Origin of the sequence: Brevibacillus laterosporus DSM 25 (assembly GCF_002706795.1) — a bacterium.
Lineage (GTDB): Bacteria > Bacillota > Bacilli > Brevibacillales > Brevibacillaceae > Brevibacillus_B > Brevibacillus_B laterosporus.
In genome coordinates this window covers 5,176,216-5,197,205 of sequence record NZ_CP017705.1, presented here as the reverse complement: position 1 = coordinate 5,197,205, position 20,990 = coordinate 5,176,216, and the positions used below count along the sequence as shown (strand labels likewise).

Genomic DNA, 20,990 nt, shown 5'->3' with positions numbered 1-20,990 from the left:
ACCTTTCTTCCTTAATTTATTATAGTATTAGTGAAAATTTTTAAATTGTATGATATTGTTAAGTTGTGGAATTTTCTGGCGTATTGAAATTTTTTCTTTTTTCATCAACTTCTTTATTTATCTATGCCTACTAAAAAAGCATAAGAAATTATGCAGATAGGTACATTCTATATCTGAATAGAAGGCCGAAAAGAGTACAAAAGGAGTGGATGTGCGTGGGGAAAACAATGAAGATTGAAAAAACGAACGTAGAAGAAATTTTGGGATTAACGCCTTCTCAAGAAGGAATATTATTTTACTATTTATATAATCTTGAAAGTAGAGAGTATTATGAACAATTGTCTATACATGTGGAAGGCAGGGTTCAACCAGAACTAATAAAGCAAGCATGGGATTACATTGCGCAACAGAACGAGATGCTACGAACTATTTATCGGTGGGAGAATTTAGAAAAGCCGGTGCAGATCATTTTAAAGGATAAGCCAGTACCTTTTAGACAGATTGATTTATCGATGGTACCTATAGAACAAAAAATGGAAAAACTTGCAAATGTAAAGCTACAAGACCTCCAAGAGCCATTACATCTACATATAGAACCGTTCCGTTTTACTTTGTGTAAATTGACGGACAATCATTATGAAATGATTATTACGAATCATCATATTCTGTATGATGGATGGAGTAATGGTGTTTTACTTAGCGAATTTTTTCAAGCTTATCATAATCTCAAAGAAGGACAGGAAAATACGGCAAAAGAGAAAAGTAAATTTAAAGATTTTATCAAATGGAGTCAATCTCAGCAGGAGAAGGAAGAAGTTACTCTATTTTGGAAAAGCCTTCTTGATGGATTCGATACAAAATCAGATGTACTTGCCCGTAAAGAATATAACCTTGAAGCTTCGAAACAGGGGAAAAGCTATACATATGGTTTCACACAGAGCTTGACTAAGCGTTTAAAAACATTTGTACAAGAACAAAATATTACAATCGCTACCTTTTTTTACACAGTTTGGGGCATGGTGTTACAACGCTATAATAACAATCAGGATGTTGTGTTTGGTGTAACTAGTTCAGGGCGTACAGCGCCGATTAAAGGGATCGATCAAATGGTAGGTCTCTTTATCAATACACTACCGTTACGTGTAAAAAACCGTTCAGATGAGACGATTATCGATTTGCTACAAATGGTTCACCAACAAGTGAAAGAACGAGAAGCTTTTGAAGCAATTCCACTTGTTGATGTCAAAAAATGGACTCAATTGGATAACCAGGAATCGTTATTTGATTCTATTATGATCGTCCAGAATTACCCGATTGATTTTAGCCTGATGAACAAATTTTCCGATTTGTCAGTCCGGTCCTACGAGATGAACGAATTAACCAATTATCCGCTATGCTTGGAAATCGTCATGAAAGAGGATGTAGAATTACGAATCACTTATCACCAAAATCGTTTTGACGAATCTACCATCGAGCGTATTGCTGGGCATGTGCTACAAATGATAGAAGAGATACAAAACGACCCATATGCAAACCTCTTTTCTATTAAGATGATAACTCCTCAAGAGAAAACGTTGATTCTTGAGAAGTTCAACGATACAACAGTAGATAATTTACAAGAGCAAACCATTCACCAGTTATTTGAGAGTCAGGTGGAGCGTACACCGGATCAAGTAGCGATAGTCTATGAAGGTGCGCAATTAACATACCGTGAATTAAATGAGCGAGCGAACCAATTGGCACGAACTCTGAGAGCAGAAGGAGTAGGACCTGATCAACTGGTTGGGATTATGGTAGAGCGTTCCTTGGACATGATGGTTGGGCTATTAGGAATCCTGAAGGCGGGAGGAGCTTATGTCCCGATTGATCCAGCCTATCCAGAAGAGCGCATTCGCTACATGCTAGAAGATACGGGCGCCAAACTGGTAGTGGTACATAGTCATTTACAAGAGAGAATCACCTTTTCTGGAAAATGTCTCGCTCTGGATGAGGAAGCTTCCTATCAGGATCTCACAACCAATCTTGAGCCGATTAGTACCCCAACTGATTTAGCGTATGTTATATACACATCAGGTTCAACAGGTAGGCCTAAAGGGGTCATGATTACTCATCAATCAGTTATCAATCATGTATATGGTATTACGGATCGGATTGATTTTACTTCAGGAAAGTCTATCCTTTCTATTACGACAATTTCATTTGATATATTCATTTTGGAAACGTTCCTTTCGCTAAGTAAAGGGGTAAGGGTTGTCATAGCTAGTGAAGCTCAACGGGCTGATCCCAAAGCATTATGTGAAATCATTTGGAATGAGAAAATCGATATGCTTCAAATGACACCTCCTCGTATGCAAATGTTATTGTCTTCCATGCATGACACAGAGCGGGTCAAATGTTTAGAGGGAGTTCGTGAGATTATGCTGGGGGGAGAAGCCCTACCTGTTTCATTGCTACAAGCCTTACGTACCTACACTCAGGCACGATTGTATAATATGTACGGTCCTACCGAAACCACTGTTTGGTCATCGGTCGCAGAAATAAAGACAGGGGAAGCTATCACAGTTGGTAAGCCGCTCGCGAATAATTACTTCTATGTTTTAAGTGATCAAAATCAGCTTCAGCCAATAGGTGTGGCAGGTGAGCTATGTATTGCGGGTGAGGGACTAGCACGGGGCTACTGGAACCTTCCAGAATTAACAGCTAAAAAGTTTGTAGAAAATCCATTTGTGCCAGGAAGCTTAATACATAAAACAGGTGATTTGGCAAAATGGCTTCCAGATGGAACCATCGAGTGTTTAGGGAGAATCGATCATCAAGTTAAAATTCGAGGCTATCGCGTTGAACTTGGAGAAGTAGAAGCACAGCTTGTGAAGATAAAAGAAGTGCGGGAAGCTGTTGTAATTGCGCGGGAAGATCAAGATGGGACCAATCATTTGTGCGCTTATTTTGTGGCGGAAAAGCAATTGACTGTAAATGAACTAAAAAGAAGCTTGTCTTACGAACTTCCTAATTACATGGTTCCATCTTATTTCATGCAGTTGGATAAATTACCTCATTCACTAAACGGAAAGATTGATCGTAAGTCTCTCCCTGCTCCAGAGGGGTCTAGTATCCACACAGGAGTAGAATACGTAGCACCTCGTACAGAGATAGAAGGTAAAATGGTGCAAATCTGGAGTGAGATCTTACAGATCGAAAAAATAGGAATCAATGATAATTTTTTTGAACTGGGTGGCCATTCTCTCAAAGCATCCCAATTTGTATCTACATTACGAAAAGTCTCTAACAAACAGCTTCCGCTACGAGCAATATTTAATAGACCAACAATTGCAGAATTAGCGTCATTGGTAGAAAATGAAGCATCTTTAGATTACGGGAAAATTGAAAAAGCACCTGTACAAGATTACTATCCGATTTCTTCTGCACAGAAAAGATTGTTTGTGCTAGATAAAATGGAACAGGGTTCAACGACCTATAACATGCCAGGAATGATTTCACTAAAGGGCAATGTAGATCGTAACCGTATAGAACAAGCATTTCGTCAACTAGTGGATCGCCATGAGGCTTTACGGACATCTTTTCATTTTATAAATAATGAGGTAGTTCAACAGATCCATCCGAAGGTTACGTTCTCCATGTCAGAGCATTCATTACAGGAGAGTGCGAATGCAGAAATAGATCGGTCCGTATTGATTACCCAAATAGTTGAATCATTTGTGCAGCCGTTTGATCTGCAACAAGCGCCGCTCTTAAGAGTCAAGCTTGTACATATAGAGAAGGAAGAATATCTTCTCTTGGTTGATATGCATCACATCATATCAGACGGATCAACGATTGAATTGTTTATTGAAGAATTCATGAGCTTATACGCGGGTAAGTCATTACCTGAATTGGCTATTCAGTATAAAGATTATACGGTCTGGCACAATTCACAGGTAGCTTCAGATGAATGGGCTAAAAAAGAACAGTATTGGCTATCACAATTTGCTGATGAAATTCCAATATTGCATCTTCCTACCGATTTTGCCCGTCCTCCAATAAAAAGCTTTATGGGGGATCATGTGTTGATGAGGTGGAATAAAGAAGAGACTGCCGCGATCCATCAATTTGCTTTAGAAAACAACGTAACTCCTTTTATGGTACTTCTTGCGACATATCATTTCTTGCTGGCTACATATTCAGGCCAAAATGATCAAGTGATTGGAACGCCATTTGCAGGGAGAACACATGCTGATTTGCAAAATGTAATGGGGATGTTTGTAAACACATTACCGATCCGTAATCGCGTGGAAAAGGGGGATAGCTTCGTTTCCTTTCTTGCAAGAGTGAAACAAAACGTATTGTTAGCTTATGAGCACCAAGAGTATCCGTTTGAGGAATTGGTTCAAAAGCTGGATGTTGAACGGAATGTAGACAGAAACCCAGTGTTTGATACCATGTTTATTTTACAGAATATGGACAGCAAAGAGCTGGCATTAGAGGATATTTCCATTAGTCAATTGGAGTTTCCAAATAAAACATCTAAATTTGACCTAACTCTTGAAGCAAAAGAAAGGGAAGGACGATATCATTTCCGCCTAGAATATTGTAAAGATTTGTTTCACAAAAGAACGGCAGAGCAACTAGTAAAACACTTTATTCATTTATTAACAAAGGTTACGAAGAGTCCTGATTTTACTTTTGATAGTCTGGAATTGTTATTACCAGAAGAAAAAAATCAGCTTCTCGTTGAATTTAATGACACGGTAATGTCCTATGACCAGGATAAAACGATCCATCAATTATTTGCTGATCGTGTAAAGCTAACTCCTAATCAAATCGCAGTCATGTGTGAAGAACGATCGCTTACGTATCAGGAATTAGATGATAAGGCTAATCAAATCGCTCATTATTTACTCGAGCATCATCAGGTACAACCGAATCAATTAATTGGAATACTTATTGAACGTTCTGAATTCATTTTAATCGCAATGCTTGGAATTCTGAAGGCAGGAGCTGCCTATGTACCAATTGATCCTGTATTACCCGATGAACGAATAAAGGTAATCGTAAATGAAGCAAGCATAAGTGTTGTCCTATCAACTTCGCGTTTTATCCATCAGCTTAATGCGTTGCAATGGGAATGTCCAACTTTACATACCTTTGTATGCCTTGACAAAGACGAGATTACTTCCATTGACTCCAGCCAAACAAACGAACTGCTTGATCAGAAATTGTGGAATCATATCGGTTCAGTCGGGGATGATGAGATTTCTATTGGCGGCTGGGTAAGTAGCTATACGGGACAACCCTTCTCACTAGAGGAAATGAGTGAGTATAGTAAAAACGTGCTGCATAAGCTAAAATCTCATCTAAATTCTCGGACGAGGGTTTTGGAAATTGGATGTTCATCAGGTTTAACTATGTTTGAGCTAGCTCCCTATGTTGGTTCTTATTATGGTACTGATTTATCTGATGTCATTATTGAGAAAAATAGGCAAAGAATGGTGCATGAAGGTGTTTCTAACATTAAACTTACCACTTTACCTGCTCACGAAATTGATCAATTGGATGAACGAGATTTTGATGTAGTGATTTTAAATAGTGTCATTCAATATTTTCCTAATCATAATTATTTACGCTTTGTTTTAGCAAAAGCACTAGAGTTGATGGGGAAAAATGGGGTTTTATTTGTTGGCGACATTATGGATTTGTCGTTGAAGGAACAGATGATACAGTCATTAACGGAACATAAGAAATCACAGAGTGATGATGATAAACATCGTACAAAAACAGAATTTACAACTGAATTGTTTATCTCGCGTTCTTTCCTAGAAGATTGGCTATTGAAGCACGACGAGGTTACACATGTTACTTTTTCTCAAAAAGAACACAGCATTGAAAATGAGTTAACTCGATATCGATATGATGCATTGTTTACTATTGATAAAGAGTGTCTACCAGAGGATTCCCTGACGAAAAAGAATGTGGACATTCAAGGCAGGCGGCAAAAGGGTGCTTCTATTATAAATAGACAGCCTACACAAGCAATAAATACTCAAATAGCTGCTCATTCACTTTGTTACGTTTGCTTTACTTCTGGCTCAACTGGGAAGCCGAAAGGTGTAATGATTGAGCATCGTGGTGTGCATAATTTTATAGAAGCTGCTGTAAAAATCATTCCTTTTGAAGAGGGAAAAAGGCTTGTCTCTGTTACTAATATTAGCTTTGATGTACTAGTGTTGGAGACCTTTGTCCCATTGCTAAAAGGAGTTACTGTAGTTATCGCTACGGAAAGTGAACAACGTGATCCTAAACGCTTGAGCAGGTCGATCATCAACAGTAAAACAAGCATGATACAAGTCACTCCTTCACGTCTTCAGCTCCTTATGAATGATAAGGAGTGTCATCACAGCTTACATCTGCTTGAAATCATTATGATCGGTGGAGAAGCTTTTTCAACTGTTCAATTAAAAGGACTGCAAGCCATCACACAGGCCAAGCTGTTCAATTTGTACGGGCCTACTGAGACAACGGTTTACTCCGCGATTGCTGATTTAACTCACAAAGAAACAGTAACCATCGGTCAGCCAATAGGAAATACTAGTATCTACATTGTAGACAAACATAAAAAACTGGTCCCCATTGGCGTCCAAGGAGAACTGTGTATAGCGGGGGATGGTGTAGCAAGAGGTTATCTGCATCAGCCAGAGCTGACCTCAGAAAAGTTTGTGTCCGATCCGTTTCATGCTGACAGTACTGTGAGAATGTATTGTACAGGTGATCTAGCGAGATGGTGTGAGGATGGTACGCTTGAATATTTGGGACGATCTGATCATCAGGTGAAAATTAGGGGATATCGCATTGAATTAGGGGAGATTGAAGAACGATTACAAAGCCACGAAGAGATTACGGAAGCTATTGTTCTTAGTAGCGAGGATACGTTTGGCAATAAAATATTGATTGCCTATATTGTCGCCCAAACCGAGCTTTCGGTTGCACCTCTGCGTGAGTTTGTAAAAGAAGCACTTCCTGAGTATATGGTTCCGGCACATTTTGTACAAATAGAGAAGATGCCGCTCACGCCAAGTGGTAAGGCTGATCGTAAAGCGCTCGAAAATACCACATCTAGACTTTCTACAGGTACTGCGTTTGTTGCGGCCTCAAATGAGATAGAAGAAGTACTGCTTTCCATTTGGGAAGAATTACTTGGAGTTACAGGCTTTGGTATTCACGATAATTTCTTTGACCTTGGTGGAAATTCTTTATTATTGGTACGAATGCACAGCCGTGTGGATGAAAAATATCCCAATCATGTGACTGTTACTGATATGTTCACTTATCCATCCATTAATAAGATCGCTACATTAATTATGCATGGTGATATTGAGCAAACTAGAACGTTTAGTTTACCAAGCATTTCTATGGCCCGTGATTACTTTGCTAGTAATCAGATGAGTGAGGCAGGTTCTTTGTTTGAAGCAGAATTAACTCCTGCTACTGTGATGAAATTACAGCGATTGGCGGAAGTAGAACAAGTGACGATAGAGGATGTATTTGTTGCTACTTATATGTTTTTGCTCGCTCAAATTAGTGGGTCTAAACAATTATCCATTCAGCTATTAATGCAAACTCCAAATCAGTTCATGTCATTAGACGCAGATATAAGTTCAATGACTAATTTTTCTGAGTTGTTCCGCTATGTCCATCAGAAACAGAAAGCGGAAGATGATATCAAGGTATATGAGCCAGATAGTCTCTCTGGACTTGTCATGTCCAAAGAACCATTTACTATTACTCCGTTACTTTACCGAAAAGGACTTGCAACGAAGCGTAGTGAGATGAATGACATATTTGATATCCTGCTTGAAATTGAACAGGGTAGCAAAAATATATACCTCCGTCTTGATTATCAACAACAATTGCTTAGAAGCGAAAAAATGAAAGAATTGCTTAATGCTTATATGAAACTCCTTACAATGATCTTAGAAAATTATTAAGTTTCACAAGGATCGGTATACTCAAAAAAGTGTTGCCTGATTCAATTCATGGAATGCATAAAGGATCAGGCAACAGCCATTGTAACCTGAAGAAGAAGGAGTGAGACATTTTTGCTCAATTTTCATTCATTTAAACTTGACGATCTAATTAACGAAGATGTAAGTGAAATTAAAGCTGTTGATAAGAAATCCATTGCAATTATAGGAATGTCTGGTCAATTTCCCATGGCTCCTCATTTAGAAGCTTTTTGGAGTAACCTTTGCAATGGGGAAGATTGCATCACGTCCTTTCCTGAAACGAGGAAGGGCGATACTGAAGTGTATTTACGTACGGTTAAGTCTTCTGCTGAATCTACTTATTACGAGGGTGCCTTCTTAGAAGAAATCGACAAATTTGATGCTTCCTTTTTTCGACTTTCTCCTAAAGAAGCTTCTTTCATGAGTCCAAACCAACGTTTGTTTTTGGAAACAGCATGGCATGCTCTTGAAGATGCGGGTTACGGTGGTGAAACATGCAAAGGGAGCAAGACGGGAGTATACGTGGGGTTTAGTGGAGATGCCTTGCATGACTACAAAGGGTTGATAAATGAAGTTGGACATGAATCGATCCCGCTGTTTATACCAGGTAATTTGTCGCCGATTATTGCTAGTCGAATTGCTTATTTATTAGATTTGAGAGGCCCATCCTTAACGATTGATACTACTTGCTCCTCATCGGCGGTGGCTATTCATACCGCTTGCCAAGCTCTTCGAAACGGGGAGTGCAATATGGCAATTGCGGGCAGTGTAGGTCTGCATTTTATGCCGTTAGACAATGAATTAAAACTAGGGATTGAATCATCGACACGACGTACAAGAGCTTTCGATAGGAATTCAGATGGAACAGGCGCGGGAGAAGGTGTGGCCGCCCTTATTTTAAAACCTTTACACCAAGCAATTCATGACCGTGACCATATCTATGCAGTGATTAAAGGAAGTGCGCTTAATCATGATGGTACGTCCAATGGTCTGACAGCACCTAATGTGCTGGCTCAAAAAGAAGTAATTCTTGCGGCTTGGCAGGATGCAGGGATTGAACCTGAAACCATTTCTTATATAGAAGCGCATGGTACGGGTACGGCGCTGGGTGATCCTATTGAAGTGGAAGCCATTCAAAAAGCATTTCGTACGTTCACTGATCGGAGCCAATTTTGTGCAATAGGTTCTGTTAAATCAAACATTGGTCATCTAGGATCAGCAGCTGGCATAGCGGGGATTATCAAGTCGGTTCTAGCATTAAAACACAAGAAAATCCCACCAACTCTTCATTTTGAAATGCCGAATCGTCAGATAGCATTTGAGGATTCACCGGTGTATGTTAATACGGTTTTGCGTACATGGGAAGCAAATAAAGAACCTTTGAGATGTGGCGTTAGCTCATTTGGATTAAGTGGAACCAATTGCCATATCATCCTGGAGGAAGCTCCTGTACAGGAGCATGAGGTAGCAGATTGTTTGCCTCAGCGAGTTGAGATTTTAGCGATTTCTGCCAAAAACTTGACCACTCTTCAAGTGCTGGTACAAGAATATATCAGTTTTTTGTCAGATAAATCAGATGAGATTCTATCAGATATTTGTTATACGGCTAATAGAGGCCGCTCACATTATTCTCATCGTCTTGCCCTGACATTTTCTACTAAGCAGGAGTTAATGGAACAATTAGAACAAGCAGCTATCGTATTATCAACAATTAACCCAAATGAGTCAAGATCACATGTTGGTCATAACTTATACTATGGAATACATAAGATCGTGCGCGAACAACAGAGTGATCTTTCGAGAGGAAAGGTTAGCGAACGAGAAATTCAAGGATTGACGCAAGAAGCAAAAGAAGCAGCCCAGAAATACCTAGATACGGACCGGAAAAATTCTGAAGCTTTAGTTAGCTTATGTCAGGCTTATATGTCAGGAGCGCTTATTGAATGGGACCTTATCTATAGTAAAGAAAATCGAAAAAGGATGAGCGTACCTGTATATCCTTTTGATCGCAAGCGACATTGGATTGAATCCCGAACAGCGTGTAGAGACGAAAGAGAGGGAAATATTTTGAAGAATGCACAGTCTAACATCTCTGAAGTAAACAACGATCATTTCAAGAATCAGAGAATGGAAATGATTTTACAGAACGTAAAACACATGGTGTGCACGCAAGCAGGAATAGATGAACAGGAATTTGATGTGCATGCTAATTTTTATGATCTAGGATTTGATTCTATTCTATTTATTCAACTGAACAACCAAATCAAAGATACATATGGTGTTCAAATATCTTTTAATATGTTTTTTGAAGAATTAAATAACACATACAATCTAGTAAATTATCTAGTGCAAATCTTACCTAACAGTTTCTTTGTAACTGACATGAAGTGTGAGGCTATAGCTACGATACCATCTCAAGAAAATGTACAGGCAACAAGCATCGAGTCCTCTTTGCCCCACGTTTCTGACTATAAACCAGTTCTTGCGGGTAATGGACAGACCGATTTAGGTGGGCTCGAACAATTAATGAGTCAGCAATTAGAAATAATGGCAAAACAACTGGATGTATTTCGTTTACTACAGCCAAAAGCTCAGGAGGAGAGCTTAGCCCAAGCTCCTATAGCAATGGATGAGCATCGTTTACAAACTAAAGGAGAAGCTACGAATGTAAAAGAGACTCCCGTTGGTTTTAGAAGTCTAGCAAAAGAAAATAATAAAAAAGAAGTGTTCGTTCCCTATCAAAAGGTTTCTTTCGAGTCAACGCATAACGTAACAATGCAAGAACGTAGCCATCTACATGATTTTATAACTAGGTGTTCTGACAAAACTCGCTCCTCCAAGTTGTTAGCGCAAAACTATCGTAATGTACTTGCTAATAATCGAAATGTGGCGGGATATCGTTCCACATGGAAAGAAATGATATACCCAATCGTTAGTGATCGAGCCATGGGCTCAAAGTTATGGGATATCGATGGAAATGAATATATAGACGTATGCATGGGGTTTGGAGTTAACCTACTTGGACATAATCCTGCCTTTATAACAGAGGCTATTAACGAAGAGCTGAAGCGCGGTTTCCCAGTAGGGCCCATGTCACGATTGAGTGGAGAAGTGGCTCAATTAATTTCAGATATCACAGGAGTAGATCGTGTTGCGTTCTATAATTCAGGTACGGAAGCGGTCATGGTTGCTGTCCGGATAGCGCGAGCTTTTACAGGACGTTCGAAAATTGCTATCTTTGCAGGTTCTTACCATGGCAGTTTTGACGGTATTTTAGCTCGCTCTGATACGGCTAAAGACGATGGAAGCTCCAAACCGATGGCTCCAGGTGTTCCAACAAGCATGAGTGAGGATATTCTGGTGCTTGAATATGGAAGTGAGAAGTCCTTACAAATCATCCGGGAAAATGCCGATGATCTGGCAGCGGTATTGGTTGAACCAGTCCAAAGCCGTGATCCAGAATTACAGCCAAAAGAGTTTTTACACTCTCTGCGTGCCCTGACAGCCGAGCTAGGTACAGCCCTAATTTTTGATGAAGTGATTACCGGTTTCCGTATCCATCCAGGAGGTGCCCAAGCATGGTTTGGTGTTCAGGCAGATATGGTAACCTATGGAAAAATTGTTGGAGGCGGGATGCCAATAGGTGTTGTTGCCGGAAAAACGGCCTATCTAGATTGTATTGACGGGGGATACTGGCAATATGGAGATCAATCTTATCCACCAGTTGCAGAAAAGCGTACATTCGTCGCAGGTACATTTTGCCATCATCCCTTAACCATGGCAGCCGCCAAAGTGACTCTAGAGCATCTAAAACAACAAGGGAGTACCCTACAAGAAGAGGTAAACCAACGTACAGCTCGTATGTGCCAGACTTTAAACTCTTATTTCAGAGAGCAGAATGTCTCCATTCGAATGGTTCACTTTGGTTCGTTGTTCCGTTTTGTAGTAAAAGGTACGCAAGAAATATTATTTTACCATCTGCTGTTACGTGGTATTTACACCTGGGAAGGAAGAAACTGCTTCTTGTCCACTGCTCATAGTGATCAAGATGTCGAAAAGATTATTGATGCAGTTAAAGACAGCATAGAGGAGATGAAGAGAGCAGGTTTTTTTTCTAACACTCCCTTAGAAGAGAACATAGATAAGGGAGTTAAAGACGAGTTACAGGTACCGCTATCAGAAGAACAAAAGCAATTATGGTTTTTTTGTCAACTGGGAGAGGAAGAGTCGCGTTCGTATAATGAATGCTTCGTGCTTCAACTATCAGGTCAATTAAAATTGGATGGAATTCGTCAGGCAATACAGCAACTTGTTGATAGGCATGAATCTCTACGAACAACAATAAGTACAGATGGCGAATATCAGTGTATACATCCCAAAATGGTGATTGACGTCCCATTGGTTGATTTTCAGGATCAAAAGGGCATGGATGCAAAAAAACAAGCGCAAGCTTGGATGGATAACGAGGGTAAACAAGTCTTTAATCTAGAAAAAGGCCCGTTATTCAAAGCCTATATCCTACAGATAGAAAAAGACGTTTATCAGCTAGTTTTCATTATTCATCATGTTATTGCGGACGGTTGGTCAATAGGTGTTCTTGTTAAAGAACTGGAGTCCCTTTATACCGCTGCCTATCATCACCAGAAGATAGATCTCCCTGAGCCTATGCAGTATCGAGATTTTATAGTATGGCAAGACAAGCAGCAGAATCAGCTTTCAGAAGCATTATCTTTTTGGGAACAACAGAGTACAAAATCGTTTGAAGTACTAGATTTCCCGAGCTCAAAAATGAAGCCTGCAAAACGTAGCTACATAGGAAATCGAACAACTCTGATTCTAAAAGCTGATGTAGCGAACAAACTAAGAGAGTTTAGTAAGAAACAGAGAAATAGCTTATTTATGACTATTTTAGCCTCTTTTCAGGTATTTTTGCATAAGATAACAGGTCAAAGTTCTATGTTTATTGGCATCCCTAGTGGGGGACAAGCGCTTGCAGGCTCCTCGCATTTAGTAGGGCAATGTGTAAATATGCTACCTATTCATGGCCAAATTGACCCAGATATGACCTTTGCCGAGGTTAGTAGCTTAGTGAAAAAGAATGCCTTTGAAGCTTACCAGTATCAGCATTGCTCTATGGCTTTAATTGGCAAAATGCTAGCAGCTCAATCGAATAGTCCTAAGCTACCTGGAATTACTGCAACCTTCAACATGGATCGGCCGACAGGCAATTTACAATTTCCTGAATGTGCAGTAGAGTTTGTACCTTTTCCAAAGGTTTCAACTAAGCAAGATATCGGACTTAATGTTATTGAAGTAGGATCTGAATTACATCTTGAGTTTGAATATAACGCTGATCTCTCAGAAAATGGAATAATAGATGGTTGGATTAATGGATTTTCTAGATTAGTAGAGGACTTGGTGAATGATTCTGATCGCTCACTTTCAGGTATTTCACTCTTATCACATCTGGTAGCATCACAGGACTTGAAAGAGAAGAAATCTCTAGAAAGTAAGGGGCAACTGTTTATTCATGAGCAAGTAGAAAAATGGGCGTTAGAATATCCTAACAAGAATGCTGTTTTATGTGGTAATAACGAAATTACATATCAATCGCTTCATGAACAGTCTAATCAATTGGCTCGCTGGATTCAGCAACTGGATGTAGAACCCAATAAGCAAATTATCATTTGCTTACCTACTTCTGTCGAAGCGATTGTATGCATTCTTGCTGTAATAAAAGCTGGCTATACGTACACCTATATAAATAAAGAAGCGACCGATATAGTACAACATGCAGTAGTCATGACACGCGAAGCAACACCACTTGTCAAGGAAAACGCTAAGCAGATTATTGATCTACAGGAAATACAGGAAGATGTAAAACAGGTAGCTTCATCAAACTTACAATTACAGAATAGCGCAGATAAAATTGTGCAAATCGTTCAAGGTGTTGGTGGTTTTACTCATCAACAGCTCATGTGTTATGCAGAAGCAATCAAAGAAAAATGTAAGCTTACAAGCACTGATTGTGTGTATATTACTTCGTCTAATGAAGTAGATTTTTGGGAAAAATTTTGGATACCGGTACTGGTAAATGGAGCTACTCTGCGAATAGCTCATCAAAAAGATGCTTTATTCGACTATAGCAATGACACTGGAAAAATCATTTTAGTTCATAGAGGAAGCAAGTTAGACGAGGATACAAAGCGAATGCTTACTTCCCTACAAGAAGTTGATCTTCTCAAGCTTGTTGTCCTTGATACGGAAGTATTGCTTTATCATCACCTACCTAATTGGAGGGAATTTTTGCCGAATGGTTCGAGGCTGTTGCGCACTTTTAGCATGAAGCAAGTTCCGATGCTTATTACAGCACATGAAGTATCTGATTTGGAAATGGCGTCACTGCAAAAGGTTCCATTAGGAAATCCAATAGGCTTTTTTCAACCAGATATAGTAGATGATCAGAGACAGCCAGTAACCTTGGGTGTAGCAGGGAATTTGTGCCTTACATGGGGACATGGTGATAAACAAAATGTGTATGCTACCAAGGAATTAACTCGATTACTACCAGAAGGTGAATTTGAGTATATAGGAAATATAGATAATCAGGTGAAACGCAATAACCATCGCATTCATACACACGAAATTGAAGTGGTGCTTGAGCTATTCCCTGGTGTGGACAGGGCAATCGTGAGGATAGCTGATGATCAGGGTAAAAAGAAAGAGCTTTTGTCTGCGTATCTCTTTACTAGTCAGCCAGATCAATTGGATATTCAGGAGCTTCGCTCGTTCTTATTATCCCATCTTCCAGAATACATGCGGCCTACTCATTTTGTAAAACAAATGGGAATGCCTCTGCGCAAGGATGGAGGGATAGATCTTTCTGAATTACCTGATCCGTTCTCCTGCCAAGATTATGAGGGGTGTTCCACTCTACCTGCTAATGATACAGAGGAGAAAATTTGGTCTATCTGGAGTGATGTTTTAGGAACAGAACAATTTGGTACGGAAGATAACTTTTTTGATCTTGGCGGTCAATCTCTACAAGCATCTACCATTGCCATGAGAATGCAGAAGGAATTTGATTGTTTTATCCCTTTGCACCATATGTTTCTCTATCCAACCATCAGGGAGCTAGCGGCTAATACTGTAAAGGAAACTGGTGTGAGTGTACCTGTTTTTACGAAATTGGCAAAACAAGACTATTATCCGGTTTCTTCTGTCCAAAAACGATTATATGTTCTATCAGAGCAGCAAGCCCATAGTGGAACCAGCTATAACCTCCCTGTCGGGGTTTGTATCGAAGGAATACTGGACTATGCAAAACTCCGTGAACAGATTAAGCATGTTATTTCGCGTCATGAATCATTGCGCACATCTTTTCACCTTAGAGAGGGTGAGATTGTTCAACGAATTCACGATGAAGTAGACATTCCATTGGTGTTTATAGAAGGAACAGAGGAACAGCTAAGTAGTATCACAGAGGAATTTGTTCAACCCTTTGTGCTTTCTGAGGCACCTCTAATACGCCTGCAACTAGTAAAAATAACAGAGGAAAAACACGTTTTGCTACTGGACATGCACCATATTATTTCAGATGGACTAAGCATGAATATCTTGATAAAAGAACTGCTTTATTTATATCAGGGTGAACAGTTGCCAGAACTAAGTGTCACCTATAAAGATTTTGCAGCCTGGCAGAATTCATTTTTATCTACAGAAAATGTGCAGAAGCAAGAAGAATATTGGCGTAATGTATTAGCCGAACCGCTCCCAGAATTAAACCTGCCTGTTGATGTAGCAGTGAATACGGGTCAAAATGACCGGGGTCATGTGCAAAGTTTCAAGATTGATGCAGAAACAACAGCAGCTCTCAAAAAAATCAGTGATCAGTGCAGGGCAACCATATATCATACCCTATTTGCTGTTTATGAGATTTTTCTTGCTAAATGCTGCTATACCGAGGATATAGCGGTACTCACTGTGACCTCTGGTCGTACTCATCCGCTAGTCGAAAATATGGTGGGTATGTTTGTCAATACACTACCTGTCCGCTTACAAGTGACAAGTAATAAAACATGGCTACATTTAATTGAAGAGATGAAACAGCAAAGTGTGGAAATGATTGAAAACCAGGATTACCCACTTGAATATATGGTAGAGCGACTTCAATTCCCTATCGAAAAGGTTCGCGCAGGTTTTACGTATCAAAGCGCAGATCATGAATTACCAAATACCTTATCGGCAGAAGATTTAACGCTGACCCCTTTTGAGGTTAAAAATTCAGCTACTCGTAGTGATGTAAGCTTGCTAATCCAAGAAACGAATGATGGCTTATCCTGCCTTATGGAATGTAATGCTGCTATTTTTAACGAAACAAAGCTGGATGTATTGATCGATTGGTTCAAAAAGCTACTCATAGAACTGCTTGAGCATCCGATGAGCGAAATTAGTAAGATACAAATGAGCAATGGCACGGAAAACTCACTATTTAACCATTTGGCATTATCAAAAGCTGATTATGAATGTGTTTATCCATTAACAACTACTCAACGAGACATGTATTACGATATCTTGCTTAACCAAAACAATGGGCTATCGTATCTCTTCGTCTCCTCCATAGATCTCCCAGCAAAGATCAACAAAGAGCTATGGAAGCAAGCAACTGAGCATGTTTTTAATCAGACACCGCAGCTTCATGCTCATCTAATCAAGGATGGGGCTGCAATTTATCAAGCAGTTAAGAAAAATAGTCCGTTTTCCTACGATGAATACGAAACTGATGGAGCCGAAACAAGCAGTGCTTTTATAACCAAGCTGATAGAGCAGGAGCTAAACGTTTCATGGAACTTATTTGAGCCAAAGCTTGCCACATTCGTATTTGCTACTGATCAGGCTGGGAATCATACGTTTTGCATCTTAGCTCATAATCTCATTATTGATGGTGTAGCAGTAAAAATTATTATTGAGCATATCGCAGCGAGCTATGAAGCTTTGGAGAACGGTACAGAATATAAACCAAAGGAAACAGAGAGCTTCTCTGCTTATGTTTCGAATAACTTACAATCGTTTGATACCAGTATCATCAAAAACTATTGGAAGGAAAAGCTCTCTAATGTGGAGCAGCTTGCCACGAGTGGTATAGAGAAGCAATCAGCAGTCGTAAATCAAAGAACTCAGATACCTGTTGAACTGTTTGCACAGATCAAGAGATATTGTGAAAAGGAGAAGGTGCGGCTTTCTCATTTCTTATGGGGAGTATATGGTTTGTTGGTTAAAACTTATAGCAACCAGCAATCCGATTTTCTGATACGTAATATTATCAATGGACGACCACGTGAGTATTCACGCACAGTCGGAAACTTTTATCAAGTGACACCTCTATTGTTTCCACGTCATATTTTTACCCCTGATATGGAGATGAAAGACTATTTCGCTCACTTGATGAAAATGAAATCAGAAGATGCTACATATCGTGATATTTCCATGATGGAGCAAAAAAATATCCTGGGAGAAGAAGAGATATCTTTTTACTTCAATTATCTTAACTTTACGATGATTCCCGTTTGTCAAGAGATGATTCATATTAATTATTATCATCTTCATTATTCTGAGCGACAGGTGAATATATGGGTCAAAGCGTTTTCAGATTCAGTTGAGCTTTCCATTTACTATGATCAACAGGTATTTCCGGGTGAATCATTCTTAGATTGCTTCATTCATATAGCTAAGCAGATTACAGGTGGAAAAAATACTTTGTCGGAATTAGATTATCTGGGAAATCAGGCGGAGATAATCAATCAATTCAATGCAACAGAGCGCGATTTTGACACAAAACGTTCCATTCACCATTATGTGGAAGAGTATGCGTTGAAACAACCTGAGAAGGTAGCGCTACGTTATCAAGATTGTCGAATTACCTATCAAGAATTAAATGAATGGGCGAATCGACTTGGCCATTTCCTAAGTAAAACAGGACTAACAACAGAAGGATTGGTCGGTATTTACATGGAGCGATCACCACGTATGGTAGAAAGTATCCTTGCTGTTTGGAAGGTAGGCGCTGCTTATTCACCAATTGATCCAAAATACCCATTAGATCGTGTATTCGGGATACTTCAAGAATCGAAAGCGCAGGTGCTACTAACTACTAGTGATCTGGTGAGCGACACAGTAAGAGCAGGTTTTGTAGGAAGAATAATCTGTCTCGACCAAATAGTAGATGACCTTATGAAGGAAAGTGGAGATAACGTAAACATACCACTTGATATGAACCAGCTGTCTTACGTCATTTACACGTCTGGCTCTACTGGAAAGCCAAAAGGTGCGATGGTGGAGCATATCGGGATGATGAACCATATTTTTGCGAAAGTTGATGGAGTAGAAATAACGGCAGAAAGTATCGTTGCGCAAAATTCTTCTCATTGTTTTGATATTTCGGTCTGGCAGTTTTTTGTTGCTCTTGTATCAGGTGGAACTACTGTTATCTATCCAAATGAGTTGATTCTCAATACGAAGCACTTTATTGAAAAAGTTAAGCAGGACAGTGTTACTGTATTAGAAGTGGTTCCTTCCTATTTGTCAGTAATGCTTGATCTACTAGAAAAAGAGGTTCAAATCTTCCATTCACTTGAGTACCTGCTTGTCACAGGAGAGACTCTTAAACAAAACGTAGTGGAGAAATGGTTCAAACTTTATCCTTTAATTCCAATTATCAATGCTTACGGTCCAACTGAAGCATCTGACGACATCACTCATTACTATATGGATTCAGTACCAGAAATGCCGGCTATCCCAATTGGACAGCCATTGCAAAATTTTAATATTTACATTGTGAATGAAAATCTTCAGCAGTGTCCAATTGGTGTCAAAGGTGAAATTCTTGTTTCTGGAATTGGGGTAGGTCGTGGATACCTATACGATACTGAACGGACTCAAGCGTCATTTATGGATGATCCGTTTACTGATGAAAAGGGACGCCGTATGTATAAAACAGGGGATTTAGGGCGATGGCTCTCTGGCGGAATCATCGAATTCTATGGACGTAAGGATCATCAGGTAAAAATTCGTGGCTTCCGTATAGAGTTAGGTGAGATTGAGAGCAAGCTGGTTCAAATTCCGTCAATCAATGAAGCCATTGTAACCGACCTTGAAGATGAGTTAGGGAACAAGTATCTTTGCGGGTATATAGTCTGCAAGAGCAAGGTAGATAACGCAGAAGTGAAGGCAACCTTATCGAAAGTATTACCTGGATATATGATTCCTTCCTATCTGATCCAATTAGATCAGATGCCGGTGAATACAAATGGAAAGGTAGATCGTAAAGCGTTACCTGTACCTGTAATAGATGCAACAAGAGAGGTAATAGAAGCAGAAAATATAACAGAAGAAAAATTGATACAAATATGGGAAAGTGTGCTTGGAATAAAGGGTATCAGTGTGACCGATCATTTCTTTGAAAACGGTGGGCACTCGTTAAAAGCAATCATGCTTTTATCACGTATTCACAAAATTTTTGATGTCGAAATGAGTCTGCGGCAAATCTTTGAAATGCCGACGATTAAGGAACAGGCGACGTATCTTCGCAATGCGGAAAAGAGCATGCATTTTTCCATTCAGCCTGCACCAAAAAAGGATTGTTATCCCCTTTCCGATGGACAGAAGCGCCTCTTCCTACAACATCAACTAAATATGGAAAGCACCAGCTATAATATGCCAGGCGTAATGTTGATGGAGGGTGAACTGGACAAGGGACGACTTGAAAATGTTTTGCAAGAAATTGTAAATCGTCATGAAAGCCTTCGTACCTCGTTTGACCTAGTAGATGGGGAACCGATGCAGATTATTCAAGAAGAATCTCAGCTAACCCTCAATTACATGAATGTAGAGGAGCGAGATATAAATGAACAAATCAAGTTTTTTGTCCGTCCGTTTGATTTGAGTAAGTCTCCACTACTTCGGGTGACAATAGCGGAACTGTCCGATAAGCGACACTTATTATTAGTCGATTTGCATCACATCATTTCTGATGGTGTGTCTATGGGCGTCTTAATTCGAGATATGATGGATTTATATCAAGGTAAAGAGCTTGCTCCACTTCCCATTCAGTACAAGGATTTTACCAATTGGCAGGCACAAGAGGGCAAAAAAATCATGGATACGCAAGGAGAATACTGGAAAAAAATATTTGCTAATGAAGTTCCCGTTCTCTCGCTGCCAACGGATGGGGATCGCCCTAAAATGAGGAGATTAGAGGGTGAACGTATACGTTTCGTGCTTGATTCAGATATAAGTCAAGGAGTATATGAGGTAAGTAAAAAGAGCAATACAACCATTTTCATGGTGTTAATGGCGACTTATCAGATCTTACTGGCCAAATATGCCAATCAAGAGGATGTTGTAACAGGTACTGCTGTTGCAGGGCGTTCACATTCTGATCTTGAAAACGTTATGGGGATGTTTATTAATATCCTACCAATACGTACACAGCCTCAAAGCGGTAAAACATTCGTAGAATATCTTGGCGAAGTGAAGCAACTAATTTTGCAGGCATTTGAGCACCAGCATTATCCGATGGAACAATTGCCAGAATTATTGAAGCTTTCACGTGATCTTAGCCGCAATCCACTATTCGATACGATGTTTAATATGCAAAACATGGAAATTCCTGAATTGGAATTGGATTGCATTCGGGTTTCACCTTATCCATATGTTACTAAAGTCGCAAAGTTCGACCTAACGTTAGAAGCAAAAGAGCAATACAACCAACTTTATTTCGAACTGGAATATGCGACAAGCTTATTTACAAGGGAAACCGCTGAACGAATGATCCGGGATTATCAGCATATTCTGCGTTCGATCGTATTAGATGATCAAGTAAGATTACGAGACATTGCCTTGGAAAAATCTTTTACTAAAGTGAAAAAATCGATTCAAACAGAAATCGACTTTAATTTCTAATGGCGTATCGAAAAACAAACCTGATCACCCTTG

At 39.5% G+C, this 20,990-nt stretch carries 2 protein-coding genes; both read left to right on the top strand.

Features of this window, described 5'->3' with window-relative positions; all coding sequences use genetic code 11:
- The first annotated feature begins 209 nt into the window (after positions 1-209).
- On the top strand, positions 210-7,979 hold the full coding sequence (locus BrL25_RS23670) for a non-ribosomal peptide synthetase (RefSeq protein ID WP_099327298.1): 7,770 nt from the start codon (positions 210-212) through the stop codon (positions 7,977-7,979).
- A 111-nt stretch (positions 7,980-8,090) separates the two neighbouring features.
- Positions 8,091-20,957 (top strand): non-ribosomal peptide synthetase, encoded by a 12,867-nt coding sequence (locus BrL25_RS23665; protein ID WP_018670732.1) that lies wholly within the window; start codon positions 8,091-8,093, stop codon positions 20,955-20,957.
- Positions 20,958-20,990 lie beyond the last annotated feature (33 nt).

Bases quoted from the DNA above. Each gene is read 5' to 3' on its own strand.
- BrL25_RS23670 (WP_099327298.1), top strand. From the start codon at position 210: ATGTGCGTGGGGAAAACAATGAAGATTGAAAAAACGAACGTAGAAGAA.